Here is a 23206-nt window from a genome sequence, read left to right as displayed (position 1 = left end):
ATGTTTATTTTTTGTAAATTAGGTCACACTTTATTGAGGTCAGATGCAAAAAAAGAACCCATTCTGGGTTCTTCTAACGCTGATATGAATCATTTTAAACTACGAAATCATCGCCAAGGTAAACCTTACGAACCTGCTCATTGTCTAAAATTTCTTGTGGTGTTCCTTCTGCGATCACTGAGCCTTCACTTACAATATAAGCTTTCTCACAGATTGCCAGAGTCTCACGAACATTGTGATCCGTAATTAACACACCGATCCCACGATCTTTCAGTGTTTGAATAATTTCTTTAATATCACCCACAGAAATTGGATCTACTCCTGCAAAGGGTTCATCCAATAACATAAATTTCGGATCAGCAGCCAATGCTCGCGCAATTTCAGCACGACGTCGTTCACCACCAGATACACTCATACCTAATGAGTCTTTGATATGACTGATTTTAAAATCACCTAACAACTCATTCAAACGTTGCTGGCGTTGCTGCTTGTTTAAATCTTTCCGTGTTTCCAAAATTGCCATAATATTTTCGGCAATGGTTAGCTTTCTAAAAATTGAAGCTTCCTGTGGTAAATACCCTATACCTTTACGTGCACGCTCATGCATTGCGAGATCAGATAAATCCAAATCATCTAAATGAATTTCGCCTTTATCCATTCGAACTAAACCGACAACCATATAGAAGCTCGTCGTTTTACCTGCCCCATTCGGACCTAATAACCCCACAATTTGTCCACTTTGCATGGTAAAAGACACATCTTTTACCACCCAACGTTTACTATAGTTTTTGGCTAAATGCTTAATACATAAGGTTTGTGGTTGTTGCAGCGATTGTTCCATTAATCACGCGCCCCTGGAAAACTTTTTGAACTAGATGGTGGAATGATAATTTGCACTCGATTTGATGAAGACCCTTGAGCTTCCACATCACCTTTATTCATACTATATTTTAGACTTTCACCACGAATGCTTGAGCCATCCTGATACAGATATGCACGCCCTGTTAAAGTCAGAATACCCGTGTCAGCATTGTAAACAATCTGTTGAGCCTCACCACGTGCCAAACCACGATTTGCATCAATTTGTTGTTGAAATTTAGCCAGTTGACCTTTGGCAGTGATGGTCTGGATTTCTCTTTTACTATTTAAAGTGGCTACGATTGAATCAGCTTGTAGTTTCATCGTACCTTGTTCAATCACAACATTACCAGTATATGTCGTAACACCTGTTTTATCATTATAAGTTGCGCGATCTGCAACCAACGTCAATTGTTGATTACGGTCTGAAGGCAAAGCAAAGCTTGTAGCAGAAGATAAAGCGATGACAGCCATACATGTGAATTGCTTTAAGGAAGTAAAGCGATTATTAAAATTAAGAGTTTGGCGCATACTTTCCTCGAACTTTAAAAAACTCATATTGCCCATCATTCAAATTGGCCTTTAAACCTTGGCTGATAAACTCTGACGATGGCGATTGGATAATCACTTGATGTTGTGTTTCTAACTCTCTAGTTTTTGGATAACCGGTAATTTCATCGGTACGAAATTCCATGTTACCTTGATCAGACAAATTGGTAACAACCACATCTCCTGTCAATATAATTTTATGGTTATCATCATAGCCATTCGCCTGTCGAGCCGAAAAAGTTGCGTCGGCTTTACCCTGCTTGTACATCACAGCACTCAGTTGATCAATCTGAGAGGTTTTTTGCTGCATATCTTGCTGTAATTGTTTAATTTCAGCACGAACATACAAGTTTCCTTGTTCATCCGTTTGAGTTAAATGAACACCGTGCGCCGAATAGGTCATATTCTTCGCAGTATCAACATCTAACTTTTTTGCTTTACCGCTAAAGTAATAAAAACCGCCGCTGACACTCGCAACGGCTATAGCGATAACGTATAAAACTTTGGTATCCATAAACAGGGTTACCTAACCTTGAGCATATCGACTCTATACTTGTATTAATGTGGCACAGCAAGATATTTTTCAAGCAGTTCTTGGTAAACACCTTTTGCCGTCAATAACATATCACATACTTCTCGAACTGCTCCACGACCACCCATCGCCTGTGTGACAAGATGTGCACGGCGACGAACTTCTTCGTGACCATTCGGCACTGTCACACACATACCAGAGATTGAAAATGCAGATAAATCAGGCCAATCATCTCCCATATATAAACAATCTTCAGGAAGAATATTGAATTGTGCACATGCTTCTCGCAATGCAACACCTTTGTCCTCACGACCTTGAAAGACTAAGTCAACACCTAAGTCTGACATACGTTTTTCAACGATATTACTCTTACGGCCAGTAATGATGATAACTTTCATACCCGCTTTTTGAACCAATTTCATACCTAAACCATCACGAATATCGAATGATTTAATTTCATCGCCTGAATTGGTCAATGTCACAAAGCCATCGCTTAAAATCCCATCCACATCCAGCACTAAGGCTTGTAAATGACGTGCTTGTTCTTGTAAAGCATACGATGCCATGGCTTAATTTACTCCAGCTTCAATAAGGTCGTGCATACTAATAACACCAATCACTTTTTTAGCATCATCAACAACAACGAATTGGTTAATTTTCTTCTCATGCATTTTTTCTAAAGCTTCAACCGCACGAGCCTCTTGAGAAATCGTGAGTGGATTCTCTGTCATCACATCAGCGACCACAGCAGTTACATCAAAGCCTTGTTGTCGATCAATCATACGACGCAAGTCACCATCGGTAAAAATGCCTAACAAAGTATCTTGTTCATCTACGATCGTCGTCAAACCCAAACGTTTATCAGAAATTTCGTATAACACTTTATTCATCGGTGTATCTGGCTTTACTTTCGGTAATTCAGAGCCCGTATGCATCAAATGCTTCACATGTAACAACAATCTTTTACCCAAAGCACCAGCAGGATGTGAACGTGCAAAATCATCAGCGGTAAAGCCACGTGCTTCTAATAATGCAACCGCTAAAGCATCACCCAAAACCAGTGTAGCAGTAGTACTAGACGTCGGTGCCAAACCTAAAGGACAGGCTTCATCTGCCAAACCCAAGGTTAAAGCGACATCTGCATTCTGTGGCATCGGACCTTTATCATCACGACTAATCGTAATTAAAGGTACTCCCAAATGTTTGATCAATGGCATGAGCATCATAATTTCATCACTCTTACCAGAGTTTGAAATCGCAATCAGCACATCACCACGAACCAACATACCAAGATCACCATGACCAGCCTCGCCAGGATGCATGAAAAATGAGGGGGTCCCCGTAGATGCGAATGTCGCTGCCATTTTACGTCCGATATGACCTGATTTTCCCATACCGGTAACAACGACACGTCCTGAACATTGCAATAGAATTTCACATGCACGATCAAAACGTTCATCGACCTGAGTTGCAAGCACTTCGATTGCTTGTTGTTCAATACGCAAAGTTTCCAATGCACTTTTCTGAAAATTTATAGCTTGTGACATGCGAGTCTGACTCAAAGTAATACTCTATCCACTTGATGATGGATGATTTTAATCGAAAGAATTGTGGAGATTCTAGCACAACTGTAAGTTATACACGTTTCCAAATGTATAAGTTTTCAAGGAAGATGGAGAGACATCTTTTCCAAAAATGAATAATCATAAATGATCAATCTCCCCTATCCATCGAATTAATCTTTTTTCTCTAGACAACTTTATGAAAAATGATGCATACGTTATGATGTAACGCTAATTTTGTAGAGTGTTTGAAAACCCTTATGCAACCTTTTGTTTTATATAACTCTGAGCAACGTAAAAAAGTTGAATTTGTCCCACGTAATGAAGGTCAAATCGATATCTATGTCTGTGGTATGACCGTATACGATTACTGTCACATTGGACATGCTCGCGTTATGGTTGCATTTGACTACATTATCCGTTTCTTACGTAGCCAAGGCTGGAAAGTACGCTATATTCGCAATATCACCGATATTGACGACAAAATCATTGCTCGTGCAAACGAAAATGGTGAAAGTATTCAACAACTCACCGCACGTTTCATTGATGCAATGAATGAAGATGCAGCGAACTTAGGCTGCGTTGCACCTGATGAGGCACCAAAAGCAACCGAGTACATCGATCAAATGCAAAATATGATTAGCACTTTAGTAAATAAAGGTGCTGCCTACCCTGCAAGCAATGGCGATGTCTATTTTGAAGTAAGTAAATTTGAAAAATATGGTCGACTTTCAGGTCGTAAACTCGATGATATGCAAGCAGGTGCTTCAGAACGTATCGATGTTGAAGTTGAAAAGAAACATCCCTTTGACTTTGTGCTTTGGAAACATGCGAAGGAAAATGAACCTGCTTGGGCATCACCTTGGGGTAAAGGTCGTCCAGGTTGGCATATTGAATGCTCTGCAATGTCAACCTGCTGCTTAGGCAATCATTTTGATATTCATGGTGGCGGCTCAGATCTCATGTTCCCTCATCATGAAAATGAAATTGCGCAAAGCGAAGCAACTACTGGCGAACAATATGTAAATTATTGGATGCATGTTGGATTCATCAATGTCGATGGTGAGAAAATGTCTAAGTCTTTAGGCAATTTCTTTACGATTCGAGATGTGATGGAAAAATTCCATCCTGAAGTGATTCGTTACTTTATTGTCTCATCACATTATCGTAGTCCAGTCAATTTTTCTGATGTTGCTTTAAAAGAAGCTAAGACTGCGTTGAGCCGTTTCTATCATTCATTTAAAGCCTATCAACAAGTGTATGGTCAAAAAACTGTTGATGCTTTAGAACAAAGTTTTGTTGAACGCTTTAATGATGCAATGTGTGATGATTTCAATACTGCTGAAGCGATGGCTGTTCTTTTTGAGCTGAATAAAGAATTAAATCGTGCAGTGAAAGAAGAACAAGCAGAACAAGCAACGGTTCTCTACTCAACTTTACGCCAGCTCACAAATATTCTAGGTTTAGTTCAACACAATGTAGATGAATTCCTTAAATCTGATATTGGTCAAGATGCTCTTGCGCTTTCTGATACGGATATTGAGGACTTGATCCAACAACGTGTAGATGCAAAAAAAGCCAAAGATTTTGCAAAAGCCGATGGCATTCGTCAATCTTTATTGGATCAAGGTGTGGTTCTAGAAGATACACGTCAGGGAACAATCTGGCGACGTGCTGATTAATTCAACACTTAGCATTATAGAGAGTTGACAGTTGAACGAAACTCTCTATAATGCGTCCTATTGCGGGAATAGCTCAGTTGGTAGAGCATAACCTTGCCAAGGTTGGGGTCGCGAGTTCGAGTCTCGTTTCCCGCTCCAAAATTCAAAAAACCCTAATCTTTTGATTAGGGTTTTTTTATTGTAGATAAATATAAAATCATAATATTGATCTTAGATCTGTTTAGAGAATTTAATAGTAGCGATCAAAAATTAAAATACTCCATGTTTACCAAAGGTTAAATAAACTTACATTCTCCAACTACCCTTTCATTTTAAAATCCCATAAGTTAAGACACGAGCATTTCTCGTTATAAGGTTCAATTTAAAATGAAAAAATCAATTTTAGCTCTATCTCTCGCTTCTGTTTTTTTAGTTGCATGTAGTAAAAACGACAACACAAAGAACGAGGAGCAGATGCCAACCACTGCTGCCAGCGAAGCAATTGCAGCAGATAACGCACATACAGCAGAAAACTCTTTAGATTGGAATGGCACCTACAAGGGTGTATTACCTTGCGCTGACTGTGAAGGAATAGAAACAGAACTTGAGCTAAATTCAGATAAAACTTACGAATTAAAAGAAACTTATCTAGGTAAAGGTGATGGTAAACCATTTGAAAGCAAAGGTAGCTTCACCTTCAATAGCGCTAACACATCAATTATTGAGCTTGATCAATCAGGTGATGGACGTAAATATTTCGTTGCTGAAGGTTATTTAAAAGCCCTAGATTTAGAAGGTAATGAAATTACTGGTGAGTTAGCAGATAAATATCAATTAAAGAAAGAAGCTGAGTAGTAAATTTTTTAATAAATTAAGTTTTCTGAATACTCAATAAAAAAACCCTGCTTATGCAGGGTTTTTTTCGAATCAATCAGAAGCGATTAGCCACCAAATTGGTTCATTGTGTTTTTGCTAGCGTCACCAGCTTTAAGTGCATTTTCACCAGCAAAGATTTCTTTGTGATCATCACCGATGTCAGAACCAGCCATTGCTTGGTGTTTAACACATGCGATACCACCGCGGATTTCTTTACGTTGTACGCCAGCAACATAAGCCAACATACCTTCTTCACCGAAGTAACCTTTAGCAAGCTCATGAGTAGAAAGAGCAGCTGTGTGGTAAGTAGGAAGAGTGATCAAGTGGTGGAATACACCTGCTTCACGTGCAGCATCAGCTTGGAAAGTACGGATCTTCTCATCAGCATCAGCAGCCAATTCAGAAGCATCATACTCAGCGCTCATTAATTTAGCACGGTCGTAACCAGAAACATCTTTACCTTCAGCAACCCAACGATCGTAAGCTTGTTGACGGAAGTTTAACGTCCAGTTGAACGATGGAGAGTTGTTATATACAAGTTTCGCATTTGGAACTTGTTTTTTGATGTCGTTTACGAAACCAGCAATACCAGCAACGTCTGGAGTTGGAGTTTCGATCCAGATCATGTCAGCGCCGTTTTGTAAGCTAGTTACACAGTCAAGTACAACGCGGTCGTGCTGAGTGCCTTCGCGGAACTGGTATAAGCCAGAAGCTAAACGAGTTGGACGGTGTAATTTGCCATCACGCTTGATCAGGATTTCATCATCAGCAGCTTCAGAAATATCAATTTCTTTAGTATCTAAGTAGCTGATGTATTGAGAAGCCAAGTCACCTTTCTCTTTAGATACAGGGATCTTTTGAGTTAAGTCAGCGCCTTCAGAGTCAGTACGTGCAACGATAACACCTTCATCAACGCCAAGCTCAAGGAATGCATAACGTACAGCATTGATTTTAGCTAAGAAGTCTTCGTGTGGTACAGTTACTTTACCAGCTTGGTGACCACATTGTTTAGCGTCAGAAACTTGGTTTTCGATTTGGATTGCACATGCACCCGCTTCGATCATTTGTTTAGTTAACAAATAAGTTGCTTCTTCGTTACCGAAACCAGCATCGATATCAGCGATGATTGGCACAACGTGAGATTCGAAGTTGTCGATTTGAGAAATGATTTCAGCAGCTTTAGCAGAATCACCAGCAGCTTCAGCTTTTTGTAAAGCACGGAATAAATCGTTTAATTCTTTCGCATCAGCTTGACGTAAGAATGTATAGATTTCTGCGATCAATTTAGGTACAGAAGTTTTTTCGTGCATAGATTGGTCAGGAAGTGGACCAAATTCTGAACGAAGAGCAGCAACCATCCAACCAGAAAGGTAGATATAACGCTTGCTTGTAGTACCGAAGTATTTTTTGTTTGCGATCATTTTTTGTTGCGCGATAAAACCGTGCCAGCAACCTAATGATTGAGTATATTTGCTATTATCAGCGTCATATTCAGCCATATCTTTACGCATGATAGCAGCTGTATATTTAGCGATGTCTAAACCAGTGTGGAAACGGTTTTGAACCATCATACGAGCAGCATCTTCTGGGCGAATCGCACCCCATGTGCCACCTAATTTTTCTTTAACGGCACGAACGTGCTCTAAAGCTGATTGATATGTCATGATATTTTCCTTTAAGGGATTGGCATCGATTGGACGCTGAAAATCATGCTTCTAATGTCGGCGAGATTTCGAGCAATGCATCAATATGAACACAGCTTAGTCTTTGCCAAGGGATTAATCCAATATTCTAGCTTAATTTTCGGTATTTTCTTAAAAAATATATGTGAGGGCATTTTTCAACACCACCTAAAAATACAAAATAAACATCTGTTTTTAAATTAATTTCAGAAATACGAAAAATCACTTTTTAGGCTAAATTAGCGTTCATTTTTTTATTTCCAAACATTTTCAGCTTAGTCTCTATGCTTACAATGACACTAAAACTGCGTTGTTAAAGCTAAGCTTCCCCCCTATTTCCGCATTAGGCCAGACTCAGATGCGTCATCCAATAGACTTATCGCCGTCAACGTAAGTAGAAATTTCTAGCTTATTTGTACATCATCATTCGGCTGTTGTTTTTTGTAGTATTAAGTTACACAAATGACTTGAGATATGTCATAATTCATCACAATTCAAGGATTTTATTTTCGGTATTTTTTTTATGAATCTGGAGCGAGTCGATCTTAATTTATTAATTTATCTTGACGTACTTCTTCGTGAAAAAAATGTCACCCGAGCTGCTGAACAACTCGGTGTCACTCAGCCAGCTATGAGTAATATTTTACGTCGATTACGTAATTTATTTAATGATCCACTCTTGATTCGATCATCTGAAGGGATGACCCCGACAGAACGCGCTTTGGAATTACAACCTCGTATTCGTGATGCGCTGTCTGATCTTTCCATGATTCTTGAACCTCGAACTGAATTCCGCCCATATACCAGTAATCGTGTGTTCCGTATCATGACATCTGATTATGCCGAGGCGACTTTAGTTCCACGTTTAGTTAAAGCATTACGCTCAGAAGCCCCGAATGTGGTACTTGACTTTTTAACGCCAAGTGATGTGTCCTACCGTGATATGGAACAAGGTAAAGTTGATTTAGCGATTAACCGCTTCAATGAAATTCCGCAAAGTTTCCATCAAGTTTTGGTATGGCGTGACAGCTTTAGTTGTATTTTAAATGATAAGCACCCTGCCGTTCAGCATTTAAATCTTAAAAGTTATTTAGATGCACAACATATTTGGGTATCGAAAACAGGTATGGGCGTCGGTTTCGGTGTCAATCCTGATAAACAAGCTGGTTTAGGTTGGATTGATCAAGCCCTTGAGCGAATTGGGCAACGCCGTAAGATTTCCGTGTTTACACGACATTATCAAATGCCAGCACTCTTAGCGCAAAATGTAGATCTGATTGCAACCTTACCAACTCGTATGGCACAGCTTCAAACACAAAACCCAAGATTGGTCATCAAAGATCCTCCATTTTACATCCCTGAATTCGAATTAAAAATGGCTTGGTGTCCTTTACTTCATCATCACCCAGCCCATCGCTGGTTAAGACAACTGATTTTATTCGTAGCTCGCCAAATGATTGAGGAAGAAAATCGAGAATTTTTATTAAATAACTCTCAATTTTCACAGTACTAAAATTAACGATAAAAGATGAACAACGTCGAGTTAATCTAAAGATTAACTTGACAACTTTTTTATGTTAAAACATTAATATAATAATGATTCAAATTCAGGTGACGTGTGAGTCTCGTTCAAAATATCATTATCATCGCAATGCTGATTATTGCAGCTGGTTTCTTATCTCTCACCGAAATTGCACTAGCAGGTGCGCGAAAAGTTAAGCTTAAAATTCTAGCCGAATCAGGTGAACATCGTGCGCAAAAGGTTCTGGATCTGCAAGAGCAATCCGCAGACTTTTTTGCTGCATCTCAAATTGGATTAAATGCAGTTGCAATCTTGGGCGGTATTTTAGGTGAAGCTGCCTTTCGCCCTTTTTTCGTAGATTTGATTGGTCGTTTTTATACAGGCGCATGGTTAGAAACCATAGGTTTTGCACTCTCTTTTACATTCGTTACTTCACTATTTATTTTATTTGCTGATTTAATGCCGAAACGTCTGGCAATGATTGCACCTGAAAAAATTGCAATTAGTGTGATTGAACCTATTCAAATTTTTATTAAAGTTTGCAAACCCTTGGCTTGGGGAATTAATGCCATCGCAAACCTATTGTTTAGGCTATTTAAGGTAAATACCACACGCGATGACAATATCACTTTTGATGATATCTCTGCTGTCATGGATGCAGGTGCTCAAGCAGGCGTTTTACAAAAGCAAGAACATCATTTCATTGAAAATGTATTTGAACTAGAGGAACGTACCGTACCTTCTAGCATGACCACACGTGAAAATGTTGTGTACTTTACACTCAAAGAAAATGAGAGCAGTATTCGCCAAAAATTGGCTGAATACCCTTATTCAAAATTTTTAGTGTGTAATGAACACATTGATCAAGTCATTGGTTATGTTGATACCAAAGACATTCTTGTGCGTATTTTAAATAATCAATCCTTACTTCAGTTAAATGAATCAACGATTCGTAACGTTCTGATTATTCCAGATACTCTCACTCTTTCTGAGTTGCTCGACCGTTTCCGCTCGACTAAAGAAAAGTTTGCAGTCGTCATCAATGAATATGCACTGGTTGTGGGCGTGATTACACTCAGTGACATCATGATTACCGTGATGGGTGATTGGGTGACACCTATGGAAGAAGATCAGCAAATTATTAAGCGCGATAACCATTCTTGGTTAATCGATGGAAGCACACCGATCGAAGATGTGAAGCATGTCTTAGAGATTGAAGAATTTCCCGAAAACGAGAACTATGAAACGATCGCAGGCTTCATTATGTATCGTCTTCGTAAAATTCCCCGTCCTGCGGATGCCGTCGAATATGCTGGCTTCAAATTTGAAGTTGTTGACATTGATCATTATAAAATTGACCAATTGCTTGTCACGCAAATTCTCCCTAGCCAAGAGAGTGACAGCCCTGCCATAAAAGAAGAATAGACATTTTAACAGCAAGTCTATTCTTTAAACTTGCTGTTTTTATTGCATCACAAACCAAATCAAAATGACCAGTATCAAAAAAATCACAACAAAAACTTTTAACCCACTTCGACTACGCTGAGTTAATTGTTCCTGAATTCTCGTTTGTTCTTGAGGATGATCATTTAGATATTGATCAATAAGATCTTTGGATTCTTTTAACCCCAGTCCAGTTTGCTCACGAGTGATCTTAATCGCGTGTATTAATTGCCCATCGCGCAGCATTTGCAGCGCTTCTGGAGGAATTTTATGGGGTAAGTTCATAAAGTTAACAATCCTTGTTATTTTAAATGAATCACTGATTGTCGTATGTTAATTCCCGCCATATAGCGAGATTAACTCATCTAAAGTGGCTTGGTAATGAATCAATATATCTTCAGCCAAAATCTTATAAGCATTATCAAATTGAACCATTGGCCAGCCTTCTTTCCAAAATGGGAAAATGTTATGCAAACCTTCGGTAACGATTGCGTCTTCTCGTGTGATTGCTTGTGCAATTTGAGCCAATACTTGTGCCGTTTCTGCTCCGTCAATTGCGAGATAATCAATACCACGTACTTTTAAAATGCGGATACGATCTTTCTTATAACGAATTTTTTTAGCCTGACCTGCATTTAAACCTAAAGCTAAAGTAACAGCTTCAACAAATTTTTCTTCAAAGCTTGTATTTAATGCAACCAAAGCCAGTTTGTGCGCTTCTTGGCGACCTGCTTTCCCCCCATTACGAATGATCTCTTTGGCTTCAACATCTAGCTCATCTTTTTTCATAGACTGTAAAATGTCTAAAATTTCGATATCGCTTAAAGATTCAGGAGATTGCTCAGTCATGGGAGTCCAAATACAAAAAATATGAACTGATATTGTCTCATAAAAGCAACCGTAAAAGAAAATTAAAAGGTCAAACTTCTCGCTAAAATAGGCCCTCTACTTATTTGATCTATTTTATATATTTCCTCACCGTCAACTCAGGATCAAAAACAAAAAAAGCCCACCTAAATGGTGAGCTTTATTAAACTAACTTAATCAATTAAAGACGAACTAATTCGACTATTTTATCAGCAGCCTCTTCAGCAGTTTCAGCAGCAATATCGGTATCAGTTCCTTCAACAGTCGTAGTAATCACCACCACACCTGTTTCACGTAACAGATTGATTTGATCAATAGCTAAATTTGCTCTAGCAATCGCAACCACACCTTGTTGGATCAATAAGCTTTCTAATGCTTGTGCATTTTCAATTAACTGTGCAGAAACACCAATCACAGCAGGTTTCTGACCTAAACGAGCAGCACGATCTTCTGCAGTAACTGGATTGCTATGCGCAGTCCACTCAACAGCAGCTTCAACCATACCTGCACCAACGGTCACGTTGCTTAAACGGTCAATAAAGATAAATGAACCTGTATAACGACTGTCTTGGTATTGATCAAATACAACTGGCGCATCAAACTCAATCACAACATCCGCAATTGCATTCAACTCAAGCTCTTCAACCTGAGTGTGCTCAAGTGTATTTACATTGACACGGAAATTAATTGCAGTGACTTTTGCAGGAACAGTTTGAGTGCCGATTTTGACGTTGTAGAGCTTACCTTTAACCAAAGGGTGCTCGGTCATCCAAACCACTGATGCACGAACACTACGAGAAATTAAAGGTTGCTCACCCGTACGAACCAATACATTACCGCGTGAAATATCAATTTCATCATTTAATGTTAAGGTAACAGCTTGACCAGCGCCTGCTTTTTCAAGATTGCCATCAAAAGTCACAATCTCTTTAACTGTTGATTTCTTCCCTGATGGAAGTGCAACAATTTCATCACCAACATTAATTTCACCCAATGCGATCGTGCCGGCAAAACCACGGAAATCAAGATTTGGACGATTCACATATTGAACAGGGAAACGGAATTCATGTTTATTGGATTCACGTTTGATTTCCACTGACTCAAGAATATCCATCAGCGTTTGACCTTTGTACCAAGGTGTACTTACAGATGAATTTACAACGTTATCGCCATTAAGTGCTGAAATTGGAACAAAGACAATATTTTCAGGACGACGGTTACCTAATTGATTTACAAACGCATCGTATTCAACTTGAATTTCATTGAATCGAGCTTCCGAGAACTCGACTAAATCCATTTTATTAATCGCAACTACGATATTTTTAATACCAAGTAAACTTGCAATAAAGGTATGACGACGCGTCTGTGTTTGCACACCATAACGCGCATCGATCAAGATAATCGCAAGGTCAGCAGTTGAAGCACCTGTTGCCATATTGCGGGTATATTGCTCATGACCCGGTGTATCGGCAATGATAAATTTACGTTTTTCAGTCGAAAAATAACGATACGCGACATCAATGGTAATGCCTTGCTCACGCTCTGCTTGTAAACCATCTACAAGCAATGCTAAATCAGGTGCCTCTCCTGTCGTACCCACTTTTTTACTATCACGTGTTACCGCTTGCAATTGATCTTCGTAGATCAATTTTGAGTCATAAAGTAAACGACCAATAAGCGTTGATTTACCATCATCGACGTTTCCGCAGGTCAAAAAGCGCAGAAGGTCTTTATTTTCGTGCTGTTTTAGGTAGGCCAAAATATCTTGGCTAATAAGATCTGATTGATGAGACATTGCTCAAAACTCCACAAAATTTGAAATCGAATTTCCTAAACGAAATTAGAAGTAACCTTCCTGCTTTTTCTTTTCCATCGAGCCAGCTTCATCATGGTCAATCATACGACCTTGACGTTCTGAACTGGTGGCCAAAAGCATTTCTTGGATAATTTCAGGTAATGTATCCGCCTCAGACTCAACTGCACCTGTTAATGGATAACAGCCTAATGTACGGAAACGTACCGATTTCATTTGTGGGACTTCACCTTCTTTCAAACGCATACGCTCATCATCCACCATGATAAGCGTACCACTGCGCTCTACCACTGGACGTACGGCAGAGAAATAAAGAGGAACGATTTGAATATTTTCTAGATAGATATATTGCCAAATATCTAACTCAGTCCAGTTAGATAACGGGAATACACGAATACTTTCACCTTTGTTTACTTTACCATTGTAAAGATTCCAAAGTTCTGGACGTTGGTTTTTAGGATCCCAGCGGTGTTTAGTATCACGGAATGAGTAAACACGTTCTTTCGCTCGTGATTTTTCTTCATCGCGACGTGCGCCACCAAAAGCAGCATCAAACTGGTATTTATCCAAGGCTTGTTTTAAGCCCTGAGTTTTCATGATGTCTGTATATTTAGAGCTACCATGATCAAATGGATTGATGCCTGCCTCACGCCCTTCAACATTTTGATGAACGATCAGATCAAAGCCATGCGTTTTCGCCATGTTATCGCGAAAAGCAATCATGTCCTTAAATTTCCAACCTGTATCTACATGTAGTAATGGGAATGGAAGTTTCGCAGGATAAAATGCCTTAAGTGCAAGATGCAACATCACTGCAGAGTCTTTACCAATCGAGTAAAGCATCACAGGATTTTCGAATTCAGCCGCGACTTCACGAATGATATGAATACTTTCAGCCTCAAGTTGCTTGAGGTGCGTTAATCTATTCTCAGTCATGTACACTTACCTCCTTATCCATGTTACCCATAAAATCTATAAGTGGTTTTACACCACCACTTGGAAGACCGTGTGGAGGAACGAGTGCCATAACAACTCCAATTTTTCATGATATCAATATGCTTACTAACAGACTTTTTCATCAGCTAGCAAAGTTTATTCATTATAATAATTTAGAATGAGTTCTTTAGCTTGTTTTTTCATATAAATATGCAAAATTGTGATATGTAAAGAATAATAAAATCTCCAAAATATTATTTAATTCACATGATTTACCCATAAAAAAAGAAGCCTATAAAGACTTCTTTTAGCAATTAAATAGGTTTAGAAACGGAACATATTTTTTTCTAATGGAATCTCTACACCAACAGAAACACCACCATCATTACCATGTACATCAGAATCACTCACCCAGCCATTCACTTTTAAGGGGATGGTTGGTTTGACATAATGTGTCCAAGTGATATCTAAACCTTTAATCTTATCTGATTTAGGGAATGCGGCATTATTTAACTCTACGCGTTGTGTTTGGCTAACGTTTGCATACATAACTCGTCCACTTAAGCGATTCATGGTATCAAAGCGAATATCTCCCCCAACGGAATACATTTGTCCGTCTCCGCCCATAGCATGCCCTAATGGGAAACCATGTTGATAATAGCCATCTTTATAAGTTGTATGGCTATATGAAATACCCTTTGCTTCGCCATTGGTTCGTGTATCTGCCCATTCTGCATATAACTGGTAAGGCATATTTTTATAACTTGATGAGAAATCAGCACCACCTAGATACATATATTTTGCAGGTAAACCACCCGCTTCATCTTCACCCACGAATTGGGTGTATACGCTAATTGGCACATTCCATAATGGTTGCAAGAACAAGCGAGCATCAAAGCCTGCGATCTGGTTGGCAGGATCTGGTTTACCTCGACCACCATTATCTCTCGTTCCTAACATTGCGTCCCACAATGAACTGAAACTCTCAGGGCGTCCATCTCCACCCCACTGGATAGCACGTGAAGCACCAATTTCCAGAGCTTGGAACGGACGTGCTGTGAATCGAAGACCAATTAACTTTGTATCTGGAATTGCTTCATAGTCATCTAATTGTCCTGCAAAGGCTTGATATTGCCATGGCCCAATCCAAGATAGCCATTTTGTTTCAAATGCATTTTGTACTGCACGTTGAACCGTGACACCGTAAACTGGACGGCTGGCATCACCACGAATCAAGCTACCATCGTGTCCTGGTCCCCAATATGTTGGGATTTGCCCAGCAATGACCCATTGATTCCAAAGCTTTCCTGCAATATATGAACCTTCAACGTTGACATCATTACCATTGTCAATCAAAGGATCTTTTTCAGCATTCACCCGGATTTTTGCATCCCAATTTTCACCACCTGCATTAAACTCTAACGCGGCTTGATACTGGGACTTTTGACTGTCACCAAAAGCTTGAGGTACTGTTTTAAGATCTGTACCTGCATGTAATCCTACTTTTGCTGTTGCATTGTCCGCAGCAATCGCATGTATAACAGAGTCGATAACATTCTGTTGTGCTTTATTGGTTACTTGAGCTTGTGATAAAGCGCGTTTAATCTCATCTCCACTCATTGGCCAAGTTGAAGTACTGATTTGAATTACGCCTTGTTGGTTTAACCAATTCAAGTCAGTGCGTAAGTTTTCATCATTTAACACAATACCTTGCGCAAATACAGCGGAAGAGAGAGACGCCAATAATGCGACATAAAGCGATTTTTTTAAAAACATATCCAGACTGTTCTCAAATTTATTTATGAACACATCATCGTTTTTTTATAGGTTGTTTTCAATCACCAAACTGAACAATTACATTTCTTAACGTAGAATGCAAAAAAGACCACTTATAAAAGTGGCCTTTGGTGTTCCGCATAACTCGAAAATTAGTCTTTACGGCGCATATGTGGGAATAACAACACATCACGGATACTTGGTGCATTAGCGAATAACATCACCAAACGATCAATACCAATCCCTTCACCCGCTGTTGGAGGTAAACCGTATTCAAGCGCTTCAATAAAGTCCGCATCGTAATGCATTGCTTCATCATCACCTGCATCCTTTTCTGCAACTTGTGCTTGGAAACGTTCAGCTTGATCAATTGGATCGTTTAACTCTGAGAAACCATTCGCCAACTCACGACCGCCAATAAAAAACTCGAAACGATCAGTAATATGCGGATTATCATCATTACGACGTGCAAGTGGTGAAGTTTCCGCAGGATATTCTGTGATGAACGTCGGTTGGCGAAGTTTCGTCTCAACTGTTTCTTCAAATACGATTGTCTGCAACTTACCCAAACCAAAACCTGGCTTAACTTTTTCTTTTAATACATCTTGAGTAAATTTCGCCAAGAATTCACGATCATTGACATTTTCAGGTGTGAAATCAGGGTTATGCTCAAGAATAGCATCGAACATTGAAATCTTCTTAAATGGACCTTTGAAGCTATAAACTTCTTCGCCATAAGGCACATCAGTTGTACCTAAAATATCAATGGCCAATTTCTCAAGCATGTTTTCAGTAAGTTCCATCAAGTCCTTATAATCTGCATAAGCTTGATAAAACTCAATCATGGTAAATTCAGGGTTATGACGCGTTGAAACCCCTTCGTTGCGGAAGTTACGGTTAATTTCAAACACACGCTCAAAACCACCAACAACCAAACGTTTTAAGTACAACTCAGGCGCAATACGCAAATAGAGTTCCATATCTAACGCATTATGATGGGTTACAAATGGTTTTGCAGAAGCACCACCTGGAATGACATGCATCATCGGTGTTTCTACTTCCATGAAACGCTCATTGGTTAAGAATGCACGAATACCTGCGACTACTTTTGCGCGAATCTCAAAAGTCTTACGTGTTTCTTCGTTTACGATCAAATCTAAGTAACGTTTACGATATTTCGCTTCAGTATCGGTTAAACCATGAAACTTATCTGGAAGTGGACGAAGCGATTTAGTAAGCAACTCAAAAGCTTCAAGGTGCACATATAAATCACCTTTCCCAGAACGCCCGATATAACCTTCAGCTGCAATAATATCACCAAGGTCTAAACTTTTAATTGTCTCTAGAACATCTGCTGGTAAACCTTTACGATCAACATAAAGTTGGATACGACCTGTCATATCCTGAATCACAATAAATGATCCACGATTGAGCATGACACGACCCGCAACTTTTACATAAACTTTTTCAGCACCTTCGATTTGTGCTTTGTCTTGATCTTTAAATTGTTCTTGTAAATCTGCGGTATAGTGTTCACGTTTAAAGGTATTTGGCCAAGGGCTCTTGCCAGTTTGTTTAGCGGTTTCTTGGATTTGCTTTAATTTGGCATGACGCTGTGCGATTAAATCGTTTTCGGAAAGTGTCTGTTCAGAAGTCGATTGAGCGTTTTGTTGCGTCATCTCTGCCTCGGTTTAAGTAAAAATAAAGGCACATAGAATAGCAGATCGTAAAACATTTTCGTATCTTTTCGACCTGACATTCATGAAAAAAGCAGATAATTATCAGTTTTCCTTGCTTTTCTCACTCAGATTTTCACCCCGATCTATGCACTCATTTTACTTAACTTTCTGACATTTGTTTAATCGCTTCCAAACCTTGCTTAAACCCTTTATCCATCATTTCAATGTATTCAGGCTGCACATCTACTTCAACATGTAGTTCAGTATCTGCGCCAGATTCAAGCAGAAAATATTTTTCCAAAGTTCCAGCCCATGACTTTACCTCATCACTCTCTAAGTCTTCTTGACCATTTTGAATGATACCGAGATGCTTAAAGATCAATTGTTTCGGTTCTTCAATGCTTGCAATAGTCGAAATCATTCCATTGCCTTCTCCATCTAAGAAATAGGTCTTACCATCAACCTTCCAATCACTTTGCATCGTTGAACTGGGTGAAAAGAATTTTGTCCAAGCCTGATAACTGTCAAGAGTCCAAAGTACATCCCATACTTTTTGTTGAGGGGCATGAATTTTTATGCTGTATACCAAGGTTTCCATATGTTTAATTCTCTAATAATTAACACTCAAAATATGATACCGCTTGTTCAAATGTTTATTTTTTATTCACACCAATTTTATACGTTTCGATATTTTCAATTACATTCACGAAGAATGACACGAATAAATTTAGAGTAATTGCTCAAATAACAAGACTTTCGGCTTGAATTGCCATATCTCTTTTTTAATAAATGATTAAACTTTTGCATTTACTTTACTTAAATGTCGTTCTGCGTAAAAATCTAACTCCCGATCAACACAAGTTAGTACTATATTGCAGCGATCGTAGCGACATTATGGAACAGTTTTACTGAAAGGCAATTTGAGCATACCTATCAGTTTGGAGAGTCACATGAAAAAATATCAATGTATCGTTTGTGGTTGGATTTACGACGAAGCAGAAGGTTGGCCACAAGACGGCATTGCAGCAGGTACTAAATGGGAAGATATTCCTGATGATTGGACTTGCCCAGATTGCGGTGTTTCAAAAGCCGATTTTGAAATGATTGAAATCTAAGATTGTCAAAAAGATCATGCTTACATGGTCTTTTTTTCTATAGTTTAATTTTATATAAAAAATGTTGGAGAATCTCATGCATCCTATCGTCATCATCGGATCTGGTATGGCAGGTTATACCGTTGCTCGTGAATTTCGCAAACTGAGCCCAGAACAAGAACTTGTTATGATCTGTGGAGATGATGCGGTAAATTATGCAAAACCAACATTATCCAATGCTTTCGCAGGCAATAAAGCACCTGAGCAAATTGCTTTAGGCGATGCTAATAAAATGGCAACTCAACTCAATATGCGTATCGAGGCAGAAACGTGGGTCAAAGAAATTCACTCCGAAGCACATGAAATCGTATTAGAAAAAAATGGTGAAACGATTACGCAACCCTACTCTAAACTTGTCCTTGCAGTCGGTGCGAATCCAATCCGTCTAGCTATTTCAGGTGATGGCAGTGATGATATTCATGTCGTTAACTCATTAATCGACTATCGCAACTTCCGTGAAAACCTTGCTCAACGTAAAGATAAACGCGTTGTTATTTTAGGTGCAGGCTTGATTGGATGTGAATTTGCCAATGATTTATTACATAGCGAATATGATATTACGGTAATCGATCTTGCCCCACAACCATTGGGACGTTTATTGCCTAGTCATGTTGCAGACTTATTCAAAAACAACTTAGAACAAGCTGGAATTAAATTTGTCCTTTCAACAACAGTTGAAAAAATTACCAAAATTAATGATGGTGAAGATTACGCTGTAACACTTGCAAATGGACAAACCTTGGTTGCGGATATCGTTTTATCAGCAATTGGTTTACAACCAAATACAGCCCTAGCAAAATCAGCAGGGATTCAAACAAGTCGTGGCGTCATCACCAATACTTTATTAGAAACCAATCAAGCAGATATCTACGCGGTTGGTGACTGTGCTGAAGTCAACGGAACTTTACTTCCTTATGTGATGCCAATCATGCAACAAGCTCGAGCATTGGCTAAAACTTTAAGTGGTCAAAACACTGCCGTACACTATCCAGCGATGCCTGTTGCAGTAAAAACTCCTGCAGCACCACTCACTGTTTTACCTGCCCCATTAGATATTGATGTGACTTGGGAGATGGAAGACTTTGAAGATGGAATGTTAGCAAAAGCAGTTGATGCAGAAGGCACATTAAGAGGCTTTGTACTTTTAGGTGCAACAGCTGCAAAACAGCGTTTGACACTGACCAAACTTGTGCCTGACTTGATTCCTGCACAAAATTAAGGTTTATTAAATATAGCGAGTTTGTTGAAAAATGAGGTTTCAACAAACTCAATACCGACAAAAATAATTCAACTTGGAACGAGCAGCATGAACAGTGCCCTTCAATTTAATGTGTCGCCTTATACTGCGTTTATGCAAGAGACCAAAGTAAGTTTGGGCAATGGTATCGAACTCCATGTTGAAATCGGCGGAAACCCTGAACATCCAACAGTTCTGCTCATCATGGGATTAGGTGCACAAATGTTATTTTGGCCTGATTTCTTTTGTAAAGCGCTGATTGACCAAGGGTTTCGTGTGATTCGTTTTGATAATCGTGATATTGGTTTATCTTCAAAAATTAGAAATAAAGGTAAAAGACTCAATACAATGAAACTCATGGGACGTTTCATGTTTGGGCTTGGCAATGAAGGTGCGCCCTATACACTGTATGATATGGCAGATGATGTCGCCATGCTCATTGACCAATTAGGTATTGAAAAAACCTATCTACTAGGTGCATCGATGGGCGGCATGATTTCTCAAATCGTTGCGGCGAAATACCCTGAAAAGGTAGAAAAAGTTGGACTATTGTTTACGAGTAACAATCAACCTTTCCTTCCTTTCCCTTATCCAAAACAACTTTTCAGTTTATTGGGAAGGCCTCCAGCACGTGATGAAGAGTCAATTGTTAATCATAGTCTAAGAGTATTTCAAATTATTGGTTCACCTGGTTATGTGAATCAAGTTGAAGCAATTCAAACCATTCGAAAATTATATCGCCGTAGTTTTTATCCAGCGGGTGTACTTCAACAATTTTTAGCAATATTATGTACAGGTTCTTTGTTACCATTGAACAAGAATACCACTCAGCCCACTTTGGTTGTGCACGGTTCAAAAGATCGTTTACTACCACCAAGTCATGGTAAAGCGGTTGCAAAAGCAATTACGGGTGCTAAGTTTGAATTAATTCATGGAATGGGGCATGATATTCCTGCACATTTCATCCCGCAACTTAGCGATTTGTTTGTTCATCATTTTAGATCATCACACTAGGACACTATGGCTGCATTACCCTCATTAAGACAGCTATCATATTTAGTTACGTTGTCAGAAACATTACATTTTACTGAAGCAGCACGCCGTTCGTTTGTTACCCAGTCCACTTTATCTGGGGGAATCATGGAACTAGAGCGTCTGCTAGGTGGCGTCTTAGTTGAACGTGATCGTCAAAACGTCCGTTTAACCCCTCTAGGTGAACAAGTTGTTGCTCGTGCACGTGTGTTATTAGCTGATGCACAAGATCTTATGCGTTTAAGCCGAGAAATGAGTGAGCCGTTAACAGGTGACCTGCATCTTGGTATTATCCCAACAATTGCACCTTTTATCTTGACGCAACTCTTGGATGAAGTGCATCAACAATTGCCAAAAATTCAACTCCATCTACATGAAGCACAAAGCGAAAAGATTGTAGAAAAACTGGAACATGGCAATTTAGATATGATTGTTCTTGCACTGCCATTTGATACACGCGGTTTAAAAGTTGCTGAAATCGCAAAAGAGCATTTATCACTGGTTTACAATAAAAATGACAGCAATGCTGCCAATGCAAACTCTTTAGATGATCTTGATCTGTCACGATTGATGTTACTTGAAGAAGGCCATTGTTTACGTGATCATGCATTGAGTGCCTGCCCTGTTGGTGAACGCAAAAATGATCATCGCTTAAAAGCAAGTTCACTACCAACATTGGTCGAAATGGTATCTTCTGATTTAGGTTTCACACTTTTACCTGAAATTGCGATTAAAAATAGCATGTTGAATGGTAATGAAACGATTTCTATTAAATCCATCGAAGATGCTCCAAGTCGTACTTTAGCTTTAGTGACACGCAAAAGCACTCCACTTCAAAGTGAGTTTGATGTGATCTTGCAAATCTTGCAGAAAATTACAGCTCATTTAGCATAATAAAAAGCCTGTAATTCAAATCGAATTACAGGCTTTTTCAAATACGCAAATTCTGGTTATTTAATCTCTAACAAATTTACTTGTTCAACTTGTACATCGCTCATTCGCTGACCGAGATCAAGTAATTGATCAAAATAGGCTTCAACGACTTTTGCCTGATCAGCGGTACTTTCAACCTTATACATATTTTGTCGAAACTCATTGCTTGAACGTAAACCCTTGGTGTACCAAGCAATATGTTTACGGGCAATACGACAACCTGAATATTCACCATAAAATTGATAAAGTTCAGACAAATGCCCCAATAAAACAGCTTTAACTTCAGAAATATCAGGCGTAGCGAGATGCTCACCTGTTTTTAAGTAATGCGCGATTTCTCTGAAAATCCAAGGTCGCCCCTGTGCTGCTCGTCCAATCATAATGGCATCTGCGCCAGTATAATCTAATACATATTTTGCTTTTTCTGGACTATCAATATCACCATTCGCAATCACTGGGATGCCGATGAGTTGTTTCACCTGTTTTATGAGTTCATAGCGAGCATGATTTAAATACATATCTTCACGCGTACGTCCATGCAGAGCCAAAGCAGCAATCCCCGCCTCTTCAGCTCGTTTCGCCACACGCAAAATATTTTCTTGACCATTTAAAAAACCAAGACGAGTTTTTAATGTTACTGGAACATCAACAGCAGCAACGACTGTATCCAAAATACGTGCAACCAGATCTTCATCTTGCAACAAAGCAGAACCCGCCAGTTTGTTACAAACCTTCTTTGCAGGGCAGCCCATATTGATATCAACAATTTGCGCCCCATTGGCAACTTGATAGCGTGCAGCCTCAGCCAATTGCTCAGGATCAGAACCCGCTATTTGTGCTGAAATTGGTGCTAATTCACCATCAAAATTTGCACGATACAGACTCTTTTTGCTCATACGCAAGGTTTTATCAGCGGTCATCATTTCACTAACCGCGTGCCCAGCACCAAAGTATTTACACAATGTTCGAAATGGTCGGTCTGTAACCCCTGCCATCGGAGCAACGATCAAATTATTTGACAGTTGATATGAACCAATATACATATATTTTCTTACAATTTCTGATCGCCATAGTATACTTCATTCGCCCATTCG

22 protein-coding genes and 1 tRNA gene are annotated in these 23206 nt (G+C 39.1%); 9 read left to right on the top strand and 14 right to left on the bottom strand.

Translation table 11 applies throughout. The features are described 5' to 3' along the window. Positions 1–94 precede the first annotated feature (94 nt). Genes lptB through AAC851_RS14425 form a run of 5 tightly spaced genes read right to left on the bottom strand, consistent with a single transcriptional unit; the run spans position 95 to position 3486 of the window. Entirely contained in the window at positions 95–841 is a 747-nt protein-coding gene (gene lptB, locus AAC851_RS14445) for an LPS export ABC transporter ATP-binding protein (RefSeq protein ID WP_005084652.1), read from the bottom strand. Beyond that, on the bottom strand, positions 841–1389 hold the full coding sequence (lptA, locus tag AAC851_RS14440; RefSeq protein WP_005084650.1) for a lipopolysaccharide transport periplasmic protein LptA: 549 nt from the start codon (positions 1387–1389) through the stop codon (positions 841–843). Before lptA ends, lptB begins: the two co-directional genes overlap by 1 nt. Then, entirely contained in the window at positions 1373–1921 is a 549-nt protein-coding gene (gene lptC / locus AAC851_RS14435) for an LPS export ABC transporter periplasmic protein LptC (RefSeq protein ID WP_005084648.1), read from the bottom strand. Before lptC ends, lptA begins: the two co-directional genes overlap by 17 nt. A gap of 44 nt (positions 1922–1965) precedes the next feature. Continuing rightward, a complete protein-coding gene (locus AAC851_RS14430) occupies positions 1966–2505 on the bottom strand; it encodes a KdsC family phosphatase (protein WP_004639946.1) in 540 nt (179 codons plus the stop codon). A 3-nt stretch (positions 2506–2508) separates the two neighbouring features. Beyond that, positions 2509–3486 carry a KpsF/GutQ family sugar-phosphate isomerase gene (locus AAC851_RS14425; protein ID WP_161412229.1) on the bottom strand — a complete coding sequence of 326 codons (978 nt, stop codon included), beginning with the start codon at positions 3484–3486 and terminating at the stop codon, positions 2509–2511. A gap of 275 nt (positions 3487–3761) precedes the next feature. On the opposite strand from AAC851_RS14425, the gene cysS reads away from it, so the two are divergent. From cysS to AAC851_RS14410, 3 genes are all read left to right on the top strand, one after another. Beyond that, positions 3762–5183: a cysteine--tRNA ligase gene (gene cysS, locus AAC851_RS14420; RefSeq protein WP_340600990.1), complete on the top strand. Its 1422-nt coding sequence runs from the start codon at positions 3762–3764 to the stop codon at positions 5181–5183. Positions 5184–5245: 62 nt separating this feature from the next. Next, positions 5246–5321 (top strand) — tRNA-Gly (locus AAC851_RS14415). A gap of 228 nt (positions 5322–5549) precedes the next feature. Continuing rightward, positions 5550–6017, top strand: a complete 468-nt coding sequence (locus AAC851_RS14410; protein WP_340600989.1) for a copper resistance protein NlpE — start codon at positions 5550–5552, stop codon at positions 6015–6017. A gap of 86 nt (positions 6018–6103) precedes the next feature. Here the strand turns inward: AAC851_RS14410 and AAC851_RS14405 are convergent, their stop codons facing one another. After that, complete coding sequence (locus AAC851_RS14405) at positions 6104–7705, bottom strand: isocitrate lyase (protein WP_026057263.1); 1602 nt, start codon at positions 7703–7705, stop codon at positions 6104–6106. A 538-nt stretch (positions 7706–8243) separates the two neighbouring features. Here AAC851_RS14405 and AAC851_RS14400 point away from each other — a divergent pair. Together AAC851_RS14400 and AAC851_RS14395 are read left to right on the top strand one after the other, a co-directional pair. Continuing rightward, a complete protein-coding gene (locus AAC851_RS14400) occupies positions 8244–9233 on the top strand; it encodes a LysR family transcriptional regulator (protein WP_005084639.1) in 990 nt (329 codons plus the stop codon). Between the two features lie 105 nt (positions 9234–9338). After that, the gene (locus AAC851_RS14395; protein ID WP_004639956.1) at positions 9339–10667 is read left to right on the top strand and encodes a hemolysin family protein; all 1329 of its coding nucleotides are present in this window, start codon (positions 9339–9341) and stop codon (positions 10665–10667) included. 39 nt (positions 10668–10706) lie between these two features. Here AAC851_RS14395 and AAC851_RS14390 read toward each other — a convergent pair whose 3' ends face one another. From AAC851_RS14390 to AAC851_RS14360, 7 genes are all read right to left on the bottom strand, one after another. Continuing rightward, complete coding sequence (locus tag AAC851_RS14390) at positions 10707–10970, bottom strand: ribosomal protein L7/L12 (protein ID WP_004639957.1); 264 nt, start codon at positions 10968–10970, stop codon at positions 10707–10709. Positions 10971–11018: 48 nt separating this feature from the next. Further along, complete coding sequence (locus AAC851_RS14385) at positions 11019–11534, bottom strand: hypothetical protein (protein WP_004639959.1); 516 nt, start codon at positions 11532–11534, stop codon at positions 11019–11021. A 199-nt stretch (positions 11535–11733) separates the two neighbouring features. Next, a complete protein-coding gene (cysN, locus tag AAC851_RS14380) occupies positions 11734–13347 on the bottom strand; it encodes a sulfate adenylyltransferase subunit CysN (protein ID WP_340600987.1) in 1614 nt (537 codons plus the stop codon). 45 nt (positions 13348–13392) lie between these two features. Beyond that, complete coding sequence (gene cysD, locus AAC851_RS14375) at positions 13393–14301, bottom strand: sulfate adenylyltransferase subunit CysD (protein WP_005089695.1); 909 nt, start codon at positions 14299–14301, stop codon at positions 13393–13395. Between the two features lie 324 nt (positions 14302–14625). Further along, positions 14626–16077 carry a capsule assembly Wzi family protein gene (locus AAC851_RS14370; protein WP_100833844.1) on the bottom strand — a complete coding sequence of 484 codons (1452 nt, stop codon included), beginning with the start codon at positions 16075–16077 and terminating at the stop codon, positions 14626–14628. A gap of 152 nt (positions 16078–16229) precedes the next feature. Beyond that, positions 16230–17756 (bottom strand): lysine--tRNA ligase, encoded by a 1527-nt coding sequence (lysS, locus tag AAC851_RS14365; RefSeq protein ID WP_008942041.1) that lies wholly within the window; start codon positions 17754–17756, stop codon positions 16230–16232. A 160-nt stretch (positions 17757–17916) separates the two neighbouring features. After that, positions 17917–18354 (bottom strand): SRPBCC family protein, encoded by a 438-nt coding sequence (locus AAC851_RS14360; RefSeq protein WP_005084625.1) that lies wholly within the window; start codon positions 18352–18354, stop codon positions 17917–17919. Between the two features lie 352 nt (positions 18355–18706). Here AAC851_RS14360 and rubA point away from each other — a divergent pair, with 352 nt between their 5' ends. From rubA to oxyR, 4 genes are all read left to right on the top strand, one after another. Further along, positions 18707–18871: a rubredoxin RubA gene (rubA, locus tag AAC851_RS14355; protein WP_000760495.1), complete on the top strand. Its 165-nt coding sequence runs from the start codon at positions 18707–18709 to the stop codon at positions 18869–18871. 76 nt (positions 18872–18947) lie between these two features. Further along, positions 18948–20129, top strand: coding sequence for a rubredoxin reductase RubB (gene rubB / locus AAC851_RS14350; RefSeq protein WP_100833845.1), 1182 nt, complete (start codon positions 18948–18950; stop codon positions 20127–20129). An 87-nt stretch (positions 20130–20216) separates the two neighbouring features. Next, positions 20217–21161, top strand: a complete 945-nt coding sequence (locus AAC851_RS14345; protein ID WP_004639976.1) for an alpha/beta fold hydrolase — start codon at positions 20217–20219, stop codon at positions 21159–21161. A gap of 6 nt (positions 21162–21167) precedes the next feature. Further along, complete coding sequence (gene oxyR / locus AAC851_RS14340; protein WP_004639978.1) at positions 21168–22073, top strand: LysR family transcriptional regulator OxyR; 906 nt, start codon at positions 21168–21170, stop codon at positions 22071–22073. A gap of 56 nt (positions 22074–22129) precedes the next feature. On the opposite strand, the gene dusB is transcribed toward oxyR, so the two are convergent. Beyond that, complete coding sequence (gene dusB / locus AAC851_RS14335; protein WP_008942046.1) at positions 22130–23155, bottom strand: tRNA dihydrouridine synthase DusB; 1026 nt, start codon at positions 23153–23155, stop codon at positions 22130–22132. Between the last annotated feature and the right edge of the window lie 51 nt (positions 23156–23206).

Source organism: Acinetobacter sp. HZNU-JH01, from assembly GCF_037996845.1.
Classification (GTDB): domain Bacteria; phylum Pseudomonadota; class Gammaproteobacteria; order Pseudomonadales; family Moraxellaceae; genus Acinetobacter; species Acinetobacter haemolyticus.
This window is presented reverse-complemented; position numbering and strand designations above follow the sequence as displayed.